General features: G+C 69.4%; 19 protein-coding genes. 9 read left to right on the forward strand and 10 right to left on the reverse strand.

Annotation, left to right across the window (positions count from 1 at the left end; genetic code table 11):
• The first annotated feature begins 92 nt into the window (after nucleotides 1-92).
• On the forward strand, nucleotides 93-392 hold the full coding sequence (locus tag ACLJRM_RS12240; RefSeq protein WP_101612270.1) for a DUF3017 domain-containing protein: 300 nt from the start codon (nucleotides 93-95) through the stop codon (nucleotides 390-392).
• A 19-nt stretch (nucleotides 393-411) separates the two neighbouring features.
• On the opposite strand, the gene ACLJRM_RS12245 is transcribed toward ACLJRM_RS12240, so the two are convergent.
• Both ACLJRM_RS12245 and ACLJRM_RS12250 read right to left on the reverse strand, forming a co-directional pair.
• Nucleotides 412-1,584, reverse strand: coding sequence for an MFS transporter (locus ACLJRM_RS12245; protein WP_101612271.1), 1,173 nt, complete (start codon nucleotides 1,582-1,584; stop codon nucleotides 412-414).
• Nucleotides 1,585-1,779: 195 nt separating this feature from the next.
• On the reverse strand, nucleotides 1,780-2,100 hold the full coding sequence (locus tag ACLJRM_RS12250; RefSeq protein ID WP_101612272.1) for an ArsR/SmtB family transcription factor: 321 nt from the start codon (nucleotides 2,098-2,100) through the stop codon (nucleotides 1,780-1,782).
• 278 nt (nucleotides 2,101-2,378) lie between these two features.
• Here ACLJRM_RS12250 and ACLJRM_RS12255 point away from each other — a divergent pair, with 278 nt between their 5' ends.
• On the forward strand, nucleotides 2,379-3,548 hold the full coding sequence (locus tag ACLJRM_RS12255) for an MFS transporter (RefSeq protein WP_101612273.1): 1,170 nt from the start codon (nucleotides 2,379-2,381) through the stop codon (nucleotides 3,546-3,548).
• Nucleotides 3,549-3,551: 3 nt separating this feature from the next.
• Here the strand turns inward: ACLJRM_RS12255 and ACLJRM_RS12260 are convergent, their stop codons facing one another.
• Entirely contained in the window at nucleotides 3,552-3,740 is a 189-nt protein-coding gene (locus ACLJRM_RS12260) for a DUF1918 domain-containing protein (protein WP_101612274.1), read from the reverse strand.
• 103 nt (nucleotides 3,741-3,843) lie between these two features.
• On the opposite strand from ACLJRM_RS12260, the gene ACLJRM_RS12265 reads away from it, so the two are divergent.
• The 4 genes from ACLJRM_RS12265 (at nucleotide 3,844) to ACLJRM_RS12280 (ending at nucleotide 6,178) form a co-directional block, all read left to right on the forward strand.
• Nucleotides 3,844-4,362 carry a TrmH family RNA methyltransferase gene (locus ACLJRM_RS12265; RefSeq protein ID WP_233223092.1) on the forward strand — a complete coding sequence of 173 codons (519 nt, stop codon included), beginning with the start codon at nucleotides 3,844-3,846 and terminating at the stop codon, nucleotides 4,360-4,362.
• Between the two features lie 22 nt (nucleotides 4,363-4,384).
• On the forward strand, nucleotides 4,385-5,029 hold the full coding sequence (locus ACLJRM_RS12270; protein ID WP_101612275.1) for a spermidine synthase: 645 nt from the start codon (nucleotides 4,385-4,387) through the stop codon (nucleotides 5,027-5,029).
• Nucleotides 5,030-5,154: 125 nt separating this feature from the next.
• Nucleotides 5,155-5,604 carry a hypothetical protein gene (locus ACLJRM_RS12275; RefSeq protein WP_410663039.1) on the forward strand — a complete coding sequence of 150 codons (450 nt, stop codon included), beginning with the start codon at nucleotides 5,155-5,157 and terminating at the stop codon, nucleotides 5,602-5,604.
• A 7-nt stretch (nucleotides 5,605-5,611) separates the two neighbouring features.
• Entirely contained in the window at nucleotides 5,612-6,178 is a 567-nt protein-coding gene (locus ACLJRM_RS12280) for a GNAT family N-acetyltransferase (RefSeq protein WP_410663040.1), read from the forward strand.
• On the opposite strand, the gene ACLJRM_RS12285 is transcribed toward ACLJRM_RS12280, so the two are convergent.
• Complete coding sequence (locus ACLJRM_RS12285; RefSeq protein ID WP_410604519.1) at nucleotides 6,179-6,766, reverse strand: HhH-GPD-type base excision DNA repair protein; 588 nt, start codon at nucleotides 6,764-6,766, stop codon at nucleotides 6,179-6,181. It abuts the gene before it with no gap.
• Nucleotides 6,767-6,804: 38 nt separating this feature from the next.
• Nucleotides 6,805-7,683 carry a LysR family transcriptional regulator ArgP gene (locus tag ACLJRM_RS12290; protein ID WP_101612279.1) on the reverse strand — a complete coding sequence of 293 codons (879 nt, stop codon included), beginning with the start codon at nucleotides 7,681-7,683 and terminating at the stop codon, nucleotides 6,805-6,807.
• A gap of 66 nt (nucleotides 7,684-7,749) precedes the next feature.
• Between ACLJRM_RS12290 and ACLJRM_RS12295 the strand changes: the two genes are divergently transcribed.
• A complete protein-coding gene (locus ACLJRM_RS12295) occupies nucleotides 7,750-8,364 on the forward strand; it encodes a LysE/ArgO family amino acid transporter (RefSeq protein ID WP_101612280.1) in 615 nt (204 codons plus the stop codon).
• On the opposite strand, the gene ACLJRM_RS12300 is transcribed toward ACLJRM_RS12295, so the two are convergent.
• Nucleotides 8,365-9,192, reverse strand: a complete 828-nt coding sequence (locus tag ACLJRM_RS12300) for an aldo/keto reductase (RefSeq protein WP_410663041.1) — start codon at nucleotides 9,190-9,192, stop codon at nucleotides 8,365-8,367.
• 4 nt (nucleotides 9,193-9,196) lie between these two features.
• Nucleotides 9,197-10,057, reverse strand: a complete 861-nt coding sequence (locus ACLJRM_RS12305) for an NAD-dependent epimerase/dehydratase family protein (RefSeq protein ID WP_410663042.1) — start codon at nucleotides 10,055-10,057, stop codon at nucleotides 9,197-9,199.
• A gap of 115 nt (nucleotides 10,058-10,172) precedes the next feature.
• Between ACLJRM_RS12305 and ACLJRM_RS12310 the strand changes: the two genes are divergently transcribed.
• Nucleotides 10,173-10,607 (forward strand): Lrp/AsnC family transcriptional regulator, encoded by a 435-nt coding sequence (locus ACLJRM_RS12310; protein WP_199192953.1) that lies wholly within the window; start codon nucleotides 10,173-10,175, stop codon nucleotides 10,605-10,607.
• Nucleotides 10,608-10,715: 108 nt separating this feature from the next.
• Entirely contained in the window at nucleotides 10,716-11,603 is an 888-nt protein-coding gene (locus ACLJRM_RS12315) for an esterase/lipase family protein (protein WP_101612284.1), read from the forward strand.
• 6 nt (nucleotides 11,604-11,609) lie between these two features.
• Here ACLJRM_RS12315 and ACLJRM_RS12320 read toward each other — a convergent pair whose 3' ends face one another.
• The 3 genes from ACLJRM_RS12320 to ACLJRM_RS12330 form a co-directional block, all read right to left on the reverse strand.
• A complete protein-coding gene (locus ACLJRM_RS12320; protein ID WP_410663043.1) occupies nucleotides 11,610-12,605 on the reverse strand; it encodes a DUF2203 family protein in 996 nt (331 codons plus the stop codon).
• 21 nt (nucleotides 12,606-12,626) lie between these two features.
• A complete protein-coding gene (locus ACLJRM_RS12325; protein ID WP_101612286.1) occupies nucleotides 12,627-13,217 on the reverse strand; it encodes a hypothetical protein in 591 nt (196 codons plus the stop codon).
• An 82-nt stretch (nucleotides 13,218-13,299) separates the two neighbouring features.
• Nucleotides 13,300-13,809 carry a hypothetical protein gene (locus tag ACLJRM_RS12330; RefSeq protein ID WP_410663044.1) on the reverse strand — a complete coding sequence of 170 codons (510 nt, stop codon included), beginning with the start codon at nucleotides 13,807-13,809 and terminating at the stop codon, nucleotides 13,300-13,302.
• Nucleotides 13,810-14,039: the final 230 nt, after the last annotated feature.

Here is a 14,039-nt window from a genome sequence, read left to right on the forward strand (position 1 = left end):
TGGAAGACGCCCTGACCTGCTGCCGGATGACTCACCCGGGATACTGACGGCGTGACCCGATTTGCCCGCGAGGCCGTGAAGGACGAGGACTGATGACGTTGGCCGGACAGCGGCGTGACCGTGGGGCACTGCTCCATCACCTGCCGTTCCTGCTGGTGATGCTGGTGGTGGCCGTCGCCGCCCTGCGGATCGGGCAGTACCACTGGCGTCAGGGGGCCGCGCTGATCGGCGGGGCGCTGATGCTCGCGGGGCTGCTGAGGGCGGTCCTGCCGAACGCGAAGGCCGGGCTGCTGGCGATCCGGGGCAAGCCGGTCGACGTCCTGACTTATGGCGCGCTTTCTGTCTTGATCCTTTTCATCGCCTTCACGATCACCGGCGGCCCTCTGTCCTGAGAGGACCGCCGGTGGTCGATCAGGAGGCCATGGCGGGCGTGAGCCGGGCTTCGCGGCGGTCGAGGCCGCCGGAGACGACGGCCAGCGAGAGCCCCAGCACGGCCAGCGAGGCGCCGACCCAGTTGGGGGCGACCAGGCCGAGCCCGCCCGCGATCACCAGGCCGCCGAGGTAGGCGCCGATCGAGTTCGCGATGTTGAACGCCGACTGCACGGCCGCGGAGACCAGCGACGGCGTCCCACCGGCCTTCTCCATGATCCGGGCCTGCATCATCGGGCCGATCATGAAACCGGCGAGGCCGACGAAGAAGATCGTCACCGCCGCGCCGACCTTGCCGTTCGCGGTGAAGGTGAAGATCGCCAGCACCGTGGCGAGTCCGGACAGCGAGACGTAGAGGCTCGGCATCAGCGCCTTGTCGGCGAGCCTGCCGCCGAGGTAGTTGCCGATCGTCATGCCGACCCCGGCCAGCGAGAGCAGCAGAGTGACGTCCGACGGCGAGTAGCCGGTGACGTCGGTCAGCATCGGCGCGATGTAGGACAGGCAGGCGAACACGCCGCCCAGGCCGAAGGTGACGATCGCGAGCGCGAGCCACACCTGCGGACGGCGGAAGGCGCCGAGTTCGCCGCGCAGCGATGGCTCGACCGGTTTGCCCTGGTGGGGGACCAGTTTCGCGATCGCGGCCATGGCGACCAGGCCGATCACCGCGACGACGCCGAAGGTCGCGCGCCAGCCGACCTTCTGGCCGAGCAACGTCCCCAGCGGGACGCCGACGACGTTGGCCAGGGTCAGGCCCATGAACATCATCGAGACGGCCTTGGCGCGTTCGCCCGGCTTGGCCAGGCTGGACGCGACGACCGCGCCGGCGCCGAAGAACGCGCCGTGCGGCAGGCCGGCGAGGAAACGGAAGGCGACGCCGAACTCCTGGTTCGGCGACAGTGCGAAGAGGACGTTGCCGAGCGTGAACAGCCCCATCATCGCCAGCAGCATGGTCTTGCGCGGCAGCCGGACGGCGACCGCGGTGAGCAGCGGGGCGCCGACCACGACGCCGAGGGCGTAACCGGAGATCAGGTAGCCGGCGGACGGGATCGACACGCCGAAATCGGCGGCGGCTTCGGGCAGCACGCCCATCATGACGAATTCGGTGGTCCCGATGCCGAAGGCACCGATGGCGAGCGCGAGCAGCGCGACGGGCACGGCTCTCCCTTCGAGGGTCGTACGTGAGTAAACGATTACTCGCCCACCGTCGCGGATGGGCAACTGAATCGATTTAGGTCTCGGACGCAAAAGAAGACAGCGCGTTCGGCCCCGACGTCGACGAGCTGTCCTGCGTCCAGTTCAACGGATCACGGGGGCTTTTGTCATCCCGGTTTCGGGTGAGGCTGCCCACCCTCAGCGGCGGGCGGCGAGCACTCCCTGGAGGAGGCCGGGGAAGAGCTCGTCGAGATCGTTGTGGCGCAAGGAGTTGTAGCGCGCGGTGCCCTGCTGGCGGCCCATGATGATGCCCGCTTCGCGCAGGGTGCGCAGGTGATGGGTGAGTGTGGACTTGGTCACGGCGACGTCGAAACCGCTGCACGAGATCTCGGTGCCGGGTTCGGCCAGCTGGCGGACCATGTCGAGCCGCACCGGGTCGGCGAGTGCGGAGAGGACCGCCTCGATCCGGATCTCGTCCTGCCCGGGGTAGACGTACTGCGGGGTCGTGGTCGCGGCCATCCGTCCATAGTACGACGCCCCTCGAACTTTCCGCGAGTTCGTAGTACGGTCTCCATCGAACTACGACAACCATCGAACAATGACCCCCACGCGCCTTTAGCGGGCTAAACGCGATCCGGCGCCGGCCGGGTGCCCCGCGACCCAGGTCGACTTTCGCGGGCTAATCGCGATCCGGGCGGCACCTGGGCGACCGGGGCCCGGAGCGACTTCCGCCCCCTAATCGCGATCTCGGCCGGGAGCGGGACCGGGCGCAAAAGGGGGTCTGGAGCTGGGGAGTCATGACTTTCGCACCACCCAGGACCGCGGTGCTGGCGCTCGGCACCTTCGCGGTCGGCACCAGCGGCTACGTCGTCGCCGGGCTGTTGCCCGCGCTGACCGGTGAGCTCGGGGTCTCCGAGACCGCCGCCGCACAGCTGGTCACCGCCTTCGCCATCGCGTACGCCGTCGGCTCACCGCTGTTCGCCGCGGTCACGGGCCGCTGGGAACGGCGGACGCTCCTGGTCGCCGCCCTCGTCGTCACCGCCATCGGCAACGCCCTCGCCGCCCTCGCACCCGGCTACGTGACCCTGCTCCTCGCGCGGGTCGTCACCGCGATCGGCGCGGCGGTCTTCACCCCGGCCGCGAGCGCCGTCGCCGCCGAACTCACCTCGCCGGAACGCCGGGGCCGCGCGGTCGCGCTCGTCTTCGGCGGCCTGACCATCGCGACGATCCTGGGGGTCCCGCTCGGCAGCGTGCTTTCGCAGAGCGTCGGTTACCAGGCCGTCTTCGGACTCGTCGCGGCCTTCTCGCTTCTCGGCGCCTTCGCGGTCCGGATGGTCTTGCCCGCCGTCCCGGCGCCGCCTCCGGTCCGCCTGGCCGAACGGTTCACCGTCGCCAAGGACCCGCGCGTCCTCGCCATGCTCGGCGCGACCGTGCTCGGCTGCCTCGCCGCGTTCTCCGTCTACACCTTCATCTCGCCGGTCCTGTCCGCCACGGCGGGCGTCCACGGCACGACGGTCAGCCTGCTGCTGTTCGTCTACGGCGCCGGCGGCGCGCTCGGCAACGTCCTCGGCGGCCGTGCGACCGACCGCTGGGGCGCCAGGGGACCGCTGCTGGTCGTGTTCGCCGGGATCACCGTGGTCCTCGCGCTGTTGCCGCTGGTGGCGACCAGCATCGCGGGCGCGGCCGTCGTGCTGTTCCTCTGGGGACTGGCCACCTGGTCGATCAACCCGCCGATCCAGCACCGCCTGATCGAACTCTCCAGCCAGAACGCCGGTCTCGTCCTCTCTCTCAACGCGTCCGCCATCTATCTCGGCGTCGGCCTCTCCGGCCTGGTCGGGGGAGCGGTGCTCAGCGGCGGCGGACCGCTCCTGCTGCCCGAGATCGCGGCGGTACTGACCGCGATCGCCGCTCTCGTGGTCGTGGCGGGCTGGCGAAGCCGCGTGAGGCAGCCCGCTTTGGCCGAGTGACGCCTAATCGCCGCGAGACTGGACCACGCAATCAGGACCGGGGAAGACCAGTCCTTCGTGCCCGTCGGTGAACCGGACGAGATACGGCGGGCCACCGTGTTCGCCGCGTACTTCGAGGATTTCGCCGCGCTGTCCCACGGATCCGACCGTGCGCCCGTGCACGTGGATCTCGTCTCCGACGGTCGCCTGCATGACTACCACCTCCGAGGCTTCAAGGTTAAGAGTGCCGGAGGTGATCCCGCTACAGTGTGGGCATGATCCTCGAAATCCTTGGAGGCGCGACGCCTCACGGCCGGTGAGCCCGTCGATCCGGGTCCGCACACCGTCGGAACTGCGTGCGGCCAGAAGAAGGAAAACCCACTCCTGCTGGGGACATCTCGTCGCGGCACCGCTGTGGCCGCTGCACGGCGCGAATCTCGGCACCCTTTTGCGAACCTGTGACGCGGTGGGCGCCTGCCTCGCCGTGCCGAGGTTTCCGTGGGTGCCGGAGGCGCTGCGCCGCGGGAACACGTTGCGGCGCCCGGCTTGTGTGCACTGGGTCCACGACCCGCCGGGCTGGCTGACGCGGGAGCGGGCGGCGGGCACGGCGATCGTCGGTGTCGAACTGGCCGACGAAGCCGTGCGCCTCGCTGATCTCCCGTCCGCACGGGGCCGGACGATCGTCGTGCTGGGCCACGAGCAACAGGGCATTCCGCCGGAAGCGCTCGATCTGCTCGACACCGTCGTCGAAATCCCGATGGTGGGCATCGGGGCGAGCCTCAACGTCGCCGTCGCGGGCAGTCTCGTGTTGTACAAAATGGCGGGCCTGCTGTGACCGTCGCCGATAAGCTGCCCGGATGACCGACGTGCTCGACACAGTGGCGGGGAAGAGCGGCGAATTGGTGCTTCGCCGGGCCGGGAACGATTTCGAGGTCATCGCCAACGGCGTCTTCCTGATGGACACCCGGAACGGGGAATCCGAACGGCTGCTCGTCTCGGTGGCGGCCGATCTGGTGCCGGGCAAGGCACGCATGCTGATCGGCGGCCTCGGCGTCGGCTATTCGCTGCGCGCCGCGCTGGATCACCCCGGCGTCGGCGAGATCGTGGTCGTCGAGCGCGAAGCCGCGGTGATCGGCTGGAACCGCGAGGGCCCGCTCAAGGACGTCCACGACGACGCCCTTTCCGACGAGCGGGTCACCGTCGTCGAGGCCGATCTGGTGAAGTGGTTGCGCCGGACGGAGGAGCGGTTCGACGCGCTGTGCCTGGACATCGACAACGGTCCTGAGTGGACGGTCACCGACGGCAACGCGAAGCTGTACCGGAGCGACGGGCTCGACATGCTCGCCGCGCGGCTGCGGCCCGGCGGCGTGCTCGCGGTGTGGAGCGCCGAGTCGGCGCCGTCGTTCGCGAGGCGGCTGCGAGCGCGGTTCAGTGAAGTGCGGGAGCTGAAGATCCCGGTGCCGCAAGGCGAACCGGACGTCCTGTGGTTCGCGCGGGCGTAGCGGACGCCGCGCGCGTCAACGCCCGCTGGTGCGACACGGTCTGCCGGGCACACGGGTTAGCGGGGACCTTCACCCGTCACATCTGGAAGTCGGCACGCCGGACGCCACCGCTGTACCCGGACGCGGTGACCCTGACGCCGGACGCGACGGTGCCGGAAGTGCTGGAAGGGATCGACACTTCGCCGGGCTGTTCGGTGAAGGACAGCTTCGGCTGCCTCGATCTTTCGCAAGCGGGTTTCGCGGTGCTCTTCGAAGCCACGTGGATCGCCTGTACGGCTCAGGCGCCCCTCGAACCGGGCTGGTCCCGGGACGATGACCGGTTCGGCGATCCGTCCGTCGCGGTGTGGTCCGACGGTGTCTCGGGGGTGACGGCCAACCGTGACGGCGACTTCGCCGGACTGTCCAATTTGTACACTCGCGGCGCTCTCGACGACGCCTGGCGTGGCGCGACCTCGGCCGTCGCGGCGAGTTTCCCCGGTTTGCCGATCACCGGCTACGAACGCGGCGACGATCTCGACGCGGCCCTGCGGAACGGCTACACGGCACTCGGGCCGCTCCGGGTGTGGCTGAAATGATCCCAGCATGGAGATCACGACCTGGCACCTCGAACAGACCTCGCCGGACGACCTGAGCGCGGCGAAACCGCCCGCCGTCCCGGTGACGGTCACCCGCGCGGAGCTGGTCAGCCCCGAGCTGAACCGCTACCTCTACTCCGCCGTCGGCGGCGACTGGTTCTGGATCGACAGGCTCGGCTGGACGTGGTCGCAGTGGATCGAGTGGCTGGACAGGCCCGGCGTCGAGACCTGGGTCGCGTACGCGAAGGGGACGCCGTGCGGTTACTTCGAACTCGACGGCAGCGGCGAGGGTGACGTCGAACTGGCGTACTTCGGCCTGATGTCGTCCTTCGTCGGGAAGGGCATCGGCGGGCACCTGCTCACCGTCGCGCTCCGGGAGGCATGGGCGCTCGCGGAGCGCTGGCCAGGCAAGACGGCGACGCGCCGCGTGACCGTCCACACCTGCACCACCGACGGCCCCGCCGCGCTCAAGAACTACCAGGCCCGTGGTTTCCGGCTGTTCCGCACCGAAACCGAGCAGGCCGAACTGCCCGCGGAGACGCCGGGGCCGTGGCCGGGTGCGGGGAAGAAGTAGCTACTTCGCGGGCGCCTTGGCAGCGGCCTTCGCCGCCTTCTTGAACGCCCGCACCTCGCCGAGGGTCTTCGTGTCGACGACGTCGGCGATCGAACGCCGGGAGCCGCGGTCGCCGTAGGAGCCGGTGGCCGCGCGCCAGCCCTTCGGCTGCACGCCGAGCTGTTTGCCGAGCAGCGCGAGGAAGATCGCGGCCTTCTGATCGCCGTAGCCGGGCAGTGCCTTGAGCCGCTTGAGGACCTCGGGGCCGTCCGGCTTGGGGCGTCCGGCGGTCCAGATCCCGGCGGCGTCGCCGTCGTAGTGTTCGACGACGTGCTCCGCGAGATCCTTCACCCGCCGGGCCATCGATCCGCCGTAGCGGTGGATCGCGGGCGGGACCACGCAGAGCTCGACGAAGGTCTCGGTGTCCATCGCGTGGATCTTCTTGATGTCGAAACCGTCCATCCGGTCCGCGATCTTCTGCGGGCCCCGGAACGCGTGTTCCATCGGGAACTGCTGGTCGAGAAGCATCCCGACGAGCAGCGCGAACGGGTCTTCGGTCAGCAGCCGGTCCGCTTCCTCGTCCCCGACCAGGTGCAATGCGCGCGTCATGCGCCCAGGATCTCACGAACGCGCCGCCGCGCGCGTCCTCATCCGTGTGGGTCGACGAGCAGGTCCGCGGCCGCGGCGGTGACGGCGGCCGACACCGCCGCCAGCGCGGGGGAGTCGAGTTTCCACCGCTGCCAGAACAGCGGTACGTCGATCGGGTGGTCCGGGTCCAGGCAGACGAAGGTGCCGTCGCGCAGGCGGTCGCCGATCTGCGTGAGCGGCACCATGCCCCAGCCCATCCCGGCGGCGACAGCGTCGTAGAACCCTTCGGACGACGGGACACAGTGCCGCAGCGAGCTCGCGATCGTGCCCCGCTCGCGCGCGAAGCGGTCTTGGAGGTCGTCTCGGCGGCCGAAGACGACGACGGGGGCTTCGGCGAGGTCGAGGTCCGTGCCGAGCGCCGGGCTCGCCACGGCCAGGTAGCGCATGTGCCCGAGCCGGTGCACCGAACACCCCGCGACCGGATCCGGGGACGACGTCACGGCCGCCATCACCTGGCCTTCCCGCAACAGAGTGGTGGTGTGGTCCTGGTCCTCGCGATGCAGCTCGAAGCAGATCTTCTGGTCGAACGACACCCGCGTGAGCGCCGACAGAAACCACGTCGCGAGCGAATCGGCGTTCACCGCGATCGGCATCCGGACCGGTTCGTCGTCGGCGGTCAGGCCGAGTTCGGCCCGGGTGTCGGCCTCCAGCAGGGCCAGCTGACGGCCGAAGCGCACGACCGCCTGCCCGGATTCGGTCAGGCGCACCGGTTTCGTGCGGATCAGCAGTACCCGGCCGGTGCGTTGTTCGAGCGCTTTCACGCGTTGGCTGATCGCCGACGGGGTCACGTGCAGGGCCGAGGCCGCCGCGTCGAACGTGCCTTCGTCGGCGACCGCCAGCAGCGTGCGGACGAGGTCCAGCGGCAATTCTTTCATCACGAACGCTAATGTTACGTAAGAATCTTTAGCTGTACTGTTGACTATCCGCTTCCTAGTGTCCTTCGTATGGGAAACGTTCTGCTCAGCGCGGTCGCCGGGTTCGGCGCCACCATGGCCCTCATCGTCGCGATCGGCGCGCAGAACGCGTTCGTGCTGCGCCAGGGCATCCGCCGCGAAGCGGTTCCCGTGGTGGTCCTGATCTGCATAGTCTCGGACGTCATCCTGGTCAGCCTGGGTGTCGGAGGAGTCGGCGCGCTGGTGGGGGCGTCGCCCGAAGCCCTGACCATCGTCGCCCTGATCGGCGGCGCCTTCCTGCTTTGCTACGGCGCTCTCGCGGCCCGTCGCGCGTTCAAGCCGTCGGCACTGGAAACCGGTGGCCCGGAGACCGGCGGATCGCTGCGCCGCATCGTGCTGACCACGCTGGCGCTCACCTGGCTGAACCCCCACGTGTACCTCGACACGCTGCTCCTGCTCGGCGCGATCGCGGCGGGGCACGGCGGCGGCCGGTGGGCGTTCGGCGTCGGGGCGGTGTCCGCCAGCGTGCTCTGGTTCCTCGCGCTCGGCTTCGGCGCGAGGCTGCTCAGCGGGTTCTTCCGCAAGCCGTCGTCGTGGCGGATGCTGGACGGCCTGGTCGCCGCGATGATGATCGCCATGGGTGTGACGCTGGTGGCCAGCGCCTGATCACGGCAGGCGAGCCAGGTCGTCGGCGGTGAGCACGAGGTCGGCGGCGGCCGCCGAATCGCGGATCGTCGCGGGCCTCGTCGAACCGGGGATCGCGATCATCGACGGCGACTTCGCGAGTAGCCATGCCAGGCACACCTGCTGCGGGCTGACGCCGTGTTCCTCCGCCACGGCAAGGAATTCCCCGCCGATCCCGCCGAGCGGACCCCACGGCAGGTAGGCGAGGCCGAGTTCGGTGCACAGCGCCAGCTCGGGTTCGTGCGTCAGATTCGCGGGCGAGTGCTCGTTCTGCACCGAAACCAGCTTTTCGCCGAGGATCTCCCGCGCTTCGAGAATCTGCGCACTGGACACATTGGACACTCCGGCGAGCCGGATCTTGCCTTCGTCGGCCAGCTCCTTGATCGCGCCGACGGATTCCGCCCACGGCACGTTCTCGTCGGGCTTGTGCAACTGGTAGAGCCCGATCGCGTCGATGCCGAGCCGCTTCAGCGAGCCTTCGCAGGCGTTCTTGAGATGCGCGGGCGTCCCGGTGACGGTCCACGAGCCGTCACCGGGCCTGCCACGACCGCCCTTGGTCGCGACGAGCACCGTGTCCGGGTCGCCGCCGTAGCCCGCCAGCGCCTCGGCGATCAGCACCTCGTTGTGCCCGGTTTCCCCCGCGTGCCAGTGATAGGAGTCGGCCGTGTCGATCAGCGTGACCCCGGCGTCGAGCGCGGCGTGGATCGTGGCGATCGCGCGGCCGGCGTCCGGGCGGCCCTCGATCGACAACGGCATCGCGCCGAGGCCGATCGCGCTCACTTCGACGTCTCCGATGCTGCGGTAGTGCATTCGCTCAAGCCTTTCTGAGGTTTTCGATGGCTTCGCCGAGCCAATCGGTGGTGGTGGAGAACGAGAAGCCGAGATCTGTCGCGCGCGAGGTGTCCAGGACGGCGTACCGGTCGAAGGAGAACGGCGAAGCGTCCCGCTCGACGATCTTGAACCGGGGCTCGGCGGTGACGGCGGCGGCGAGATCCAGCGCGGACAGCTCGCCGTGCGAACCTGCGTTGACCGGGCCCGCGAAGTCCGCGCGTGTCGCCCAGGCCAGGAAGTCCGCGATCTCATCCGCGTGGATGAACGTCGACGGCCGTGGTTCCGCGTGGATCTCGACGACGTCCCCCGCGTCCAGCCGTTCGACGTAATGGCGCAGCCGTCCGGTGAAATCGTCGCCGCCGAGGACGTGCGCGACCCGTACCGAGGCGAACTCCACGTCACCGTCGGCGAAAATGGCCTCCGCCTGGCGCTTGCCTTCGCCGTAGTGCGCTTCGAGGAAATCCGCGTCGTGCCAAGGAAGTCTGACGTCGACAGGAGACCGGGAGACCAGCGATTCGGCCATCGGGGTGTCCGCCCGGACCTGGTCGTAGACGTCGATCGTCGAGGTCATCACGTACCTGTCCGTCCGGATGATGCGGCGCGCGATGCCCGCTTGGACCGGGGTGTAGCAGACCTGGTCGAGCACAACGTCGAAGGAACGGGAACCCAGCACGGCCTTCAGTCCGGCTTCGTCGTCGCGGTCGGCGATCAGATGGGCGACGCCGGTCGGCGTGGGAGAGGAGCCGCGATTGAGCACGGTGACGTCCAGTCCGGCGTCGCGCAGCCGCTCGACCACCCCGCGGCCGAAGTACCGGCTTCCGCCCAGAACGAGCACTTTCTTCATGCTGACCAGTGTTACGTTGGTGATCCAGTGGCTTGAAGGGGAGAACATGGGCGAATCAGCAGAATCACTGAAAGAATCTCGGTCGAATCGCGATTTCACTGAAAGCTCACTAGATGTGATCGACCGGCGACTCCTCGAACTCCTTCAGGAGGAAGGGCGCATCACCCTGAGCGAGCTCGGGCGCCGCGTTTCCCTGAGCCCGGCCGCCGTCGGCGAACGCGTCAAACGCCTCGAAGCCGATGGCACGATCACCGGCTACGCGGCGCTCGTCTCGCCGTCCCGGGTCGGTCTCGGGCTGCGGGCGTTCGTGCGGATGGCGCCGCACAGCGGGTTCACCGTCCGGCATCCCCGCACGCGGAAGCTCATGGACCGCCCCGAAATCCTCGAGCTGCACCACGTGGTGGGGGAGGACTGCTGGATCCTCAAGATCGCCGTCCGCGACACCACGCATCTGGAGGACCTGCTCGAAGACCTGTCCACGCTGGGGGCGACGACGACTTCGATCATCATGTCCAGTCCGATCGAACGACGAGCGCTGCTGCCCTTGTGATCTGTCACAAGTCGTTGCGGGTAAGTCTGGTCGTTCTCCCGGTTCCGGTCGCCGGTTTGTGACGCATGATGACTCGCATCACATACTGACGAGTAACCGGAGGCAGGGATGCGGGCTCGGGTCACCAACGGCGGTGCCACGAAGACCAGAAGGATCCTCACCACGCTTGTCGCGGCTTTGACGTTCACGATCGCCGCCCCGGCCGTCGCGAGCGCGGCCCCGTCGAGCGGCTGGAACGACTGGTCGTGCAAGCCGAGCGCGAAGCACCCCGAGCCCGTCGTGCTGGTGCACGGCCTCGGCGGCAACGCGACGACCAACTGGTTCTACCACGCGCCGAAGCTCAAGAGCGCCGGCTACTGCGTCTACTCGCTGACCTACGGCGCGACTGTCCTGGGTGGACAGTTGTTCGGCGGGCTCGGCTCCATGCGGAAGAGCGCCGTCGAACTCGGCGCGTTCGTGGACCGCGTGCGATCGAGCACCGGCGCGGACAAAGTCGACATCGTCGGCCACTCCGAGGGCACGACGATGCCCGCGTACTACCTCAAGTTCGAGGGTGGCGCGGAGAAGGTGAAGCATTTCGTCGGCTTCGGCTCGAACTTCAAGGGCACGTCGCTCAACGGCCTTTCCGGGCTGGCCAGGGCCGTGCTTTCGCTGCCCGGCCTCGATCTGCTCGCCGACGGCGTGTGCGGGGCGTGCCGCGAATACCTCGCGCCGTCGGACTTCCTCGACGACCTCGCCCGTGGTGGCGTGAGCGTGCCGGGGCCGACCTACACGAGCATCGTGAGCCGCCACGATCGAGTGGTCACGCCGTACACCAGCGGGGTGCTGGGCGAACCGGGGACGACCGACATCGTGCTGCAGGACCGCTGCGGAGTGGACGTGTCCGGGCATCTGAGCCAGGCGATCGACCCGAACGTGACGAGCCTGATCCTCAAGGCCCTCGATCCGGCGGGCGCGCCCGCGCCCAAGTGCGTGCCGTTCTTCGCGCCGCTGTAGGTCCGCTCAGGGTTTGGTCGCGTGCACCACGAACACCGACCGGACCCTGTCGCCTGACTCGACGTCGAGGCGCTTCACGGTCACCTCGGTGAAGCCCGCTTCGGAGGCCAGTTCCGCCGCGTCGTCCTCGGTTTCCGGCAGCTTCAGGTCGGCGGGGACGATCGCGGCGAACGCCTCCGACGGCCGGAACGCCGACGCCAGCGGCAGGCTGAAGCCGACGCGGCCGCCGGGGCGCAGCGCCCGCAGCCAGTCGCGGAGCGCGGCCGCGCCGAGGAAATGCAGCGAAGACGCGCACAGCACGGCGTCCGCACCGTCGTCCTCCACCGGCGACGGGACCGCCGAGGCGACCTGCCAGGTGATGAGCCTGCCGGGATCGCGCGTCGCGGCCTTCGTCTCGGCTCGGGCGATCATGCCCGGCGAGATGTCGATCGCGAGCACTTCGCCCGGCTCCAGGCGCAGCGCGGCGAACGCGGCCGCGCCGGTCCCGGTCGCGACGTCGAGAACGCGTTCGGGAGCCGTGCGGCCGAGGCCGTTGACGAGCGCGTCGGCCACGAGGCCGTGAAAGGTGTCTTCGTCGTAGTGGGCGGCGACGCCGTCGAAGAGGCCTGCCGCGGTCTCCTCGGTCACGACGGCGACCCTGGCCGGGAGGCGGCGCCTGCCGGCGAAACCCAGGTCGGCGCGGTGGTACCAGCACAGTTCCTGGTCACCCTCGAGCCAGCAGAGCAGGACGTCGACGCCGTCGAGCTCGGCGGGGAAGTCGATCAGGAGCGGGGCGAACCCCTTCAGCTCCGCACCCGTCCGCTGGACCGTGGTCATCAAGTCGTCCAACCGGGCCTGCGCGGCCTTCCACTCCGGCATCCCGCCGAGCGCGGTCTCCCGGCCGCCGGGGCGCAGCGCCGCGGCGAGTTCGGCCGCGTCGGCGCGGAGGCGGACGAGCTCGTCGAGCACGGGGCCTAGCCGGGCGAGTTCGGCGCGGGCTTCAGGAACGGTGAACAAACCCATGCGCCGATGGTCCCAGCCCGGTCAGCGGCGCCGCCGGGCGAGTCTCGACGCGAGGCCCGCGCCGACGAGGAGGAATCCCGTGCCGAGCAGCCCGCCGATGAACAGCCAGCTCGTGACGCCGTAGGTGACGTCGTTCTGCGGCAGGTACTTCACCAGGCGGAAGCCCCATTCCGGGACCGCGGCGGTGGCCACGCCGGGCGCGATGCCCCAGACGAGGCCGCCGAGGATCGGGCCGGTCGCCGAGAGCGCGCCGAGCAGCCCGACCGCGAGCAGCAGGATCCCGCCGCCGACGAGCAGGCCGATGCTGAAGACGTCACGCTGGGTGCTGAGCGTCGCCTGGACGAGCATCTGCTGCCGCAGGCCGCCCCAGGCCAGCAGGCCGAGGGCGACCGGCGTCAGGATCAGGCCGCCCGCGCCGCTGAGCACCCGGCGCACGCCACGGCCGGCACGGCTGTCTTCGACGCCCAGGTCGTCGTCGAAAGGAGGCTCGTACGGTTCGTACGACTCGACGTCCTCGTAGGGCCTTCGCGGGTCTTTCGGTTGCTGCTCGTACTCGCCGTACTCCTGGTAGTCCTCGTCGTCGTACTCCGCGACGTACCGGTGCGATGACATGGGCGGGCCACCTCCCTGATCCGGACTACGGATCCGAGGCCCACCCGGTTCACTTCGATCTCCGCGGATCGCGTTTAGCCCGCTAAACGCGATCCGTGCGGCGCCGGGTGAGGGTGCCGACCAGGCCTGCCCCCGCCAAGAGGAAGCCGCTCCCGAACAGGGCACCCATGACCAGCCAGGTCACCAGGCCCACGCCGAGTTCGCGGCCGCCGATGTCGTACATGGTGCTCATGACGCTCTGCCCGCCCAGGAGCGTGGTCAGCCCCGGCACCACGCCCCAGATCAACCCGCCGAGCACCGGACCGAGTCCGGACAGCACGCCGAGGAGCGCGACGCCGAGCAGGAGAAGGCCACCGACGATCATCAGGATCAAGCCCAGCGGGTCTTCGCCAACGGTGTAGGCCTGCGCGTACATCCGCTGCAGCCGCGAGCCGCCGTAGATCACCAGCCCGAGCGCGACCGGGGTGAGCAGGACCCCGCCGAGGGCGCTGATCACGCGAGGCACGACGCGGCTGCTTTGCCTAGGCTGGAGGTACGGCTCCGGCGCGGGCGGCTGCTCGTGCGGTGGCACCGCGTAGGGGTTGGTGGACATGGGGACCGCCCTTTCCGGTGGCCGGCTGAGGAGTGCGGTTCGATGATGTCGCGGTTCCCCGGTGTCCCGTGACGGCCGGATGGCCGTCGTCCGACCGGGTGACGTCGGCCACATCGGCCTCGTGGAGACTTGATACCCACCACTACTGGAACCATCCAGCGCGGTTAAGCAGTACGCTTGTACCGCTACCGGAGACTTAAGAAGAACGCGAAGATCCGCGGAAGGAGCAC

Origin of the sequence: Amycolatopsis sp. lyj-84, from assembly GCF_046549075.1 — a bacterium.
GTDB lineage: Bacteria > Actinomycetota > Actinomycetes > Mycobacteriales > Pseudonocardiaceae > Amycolatopsis.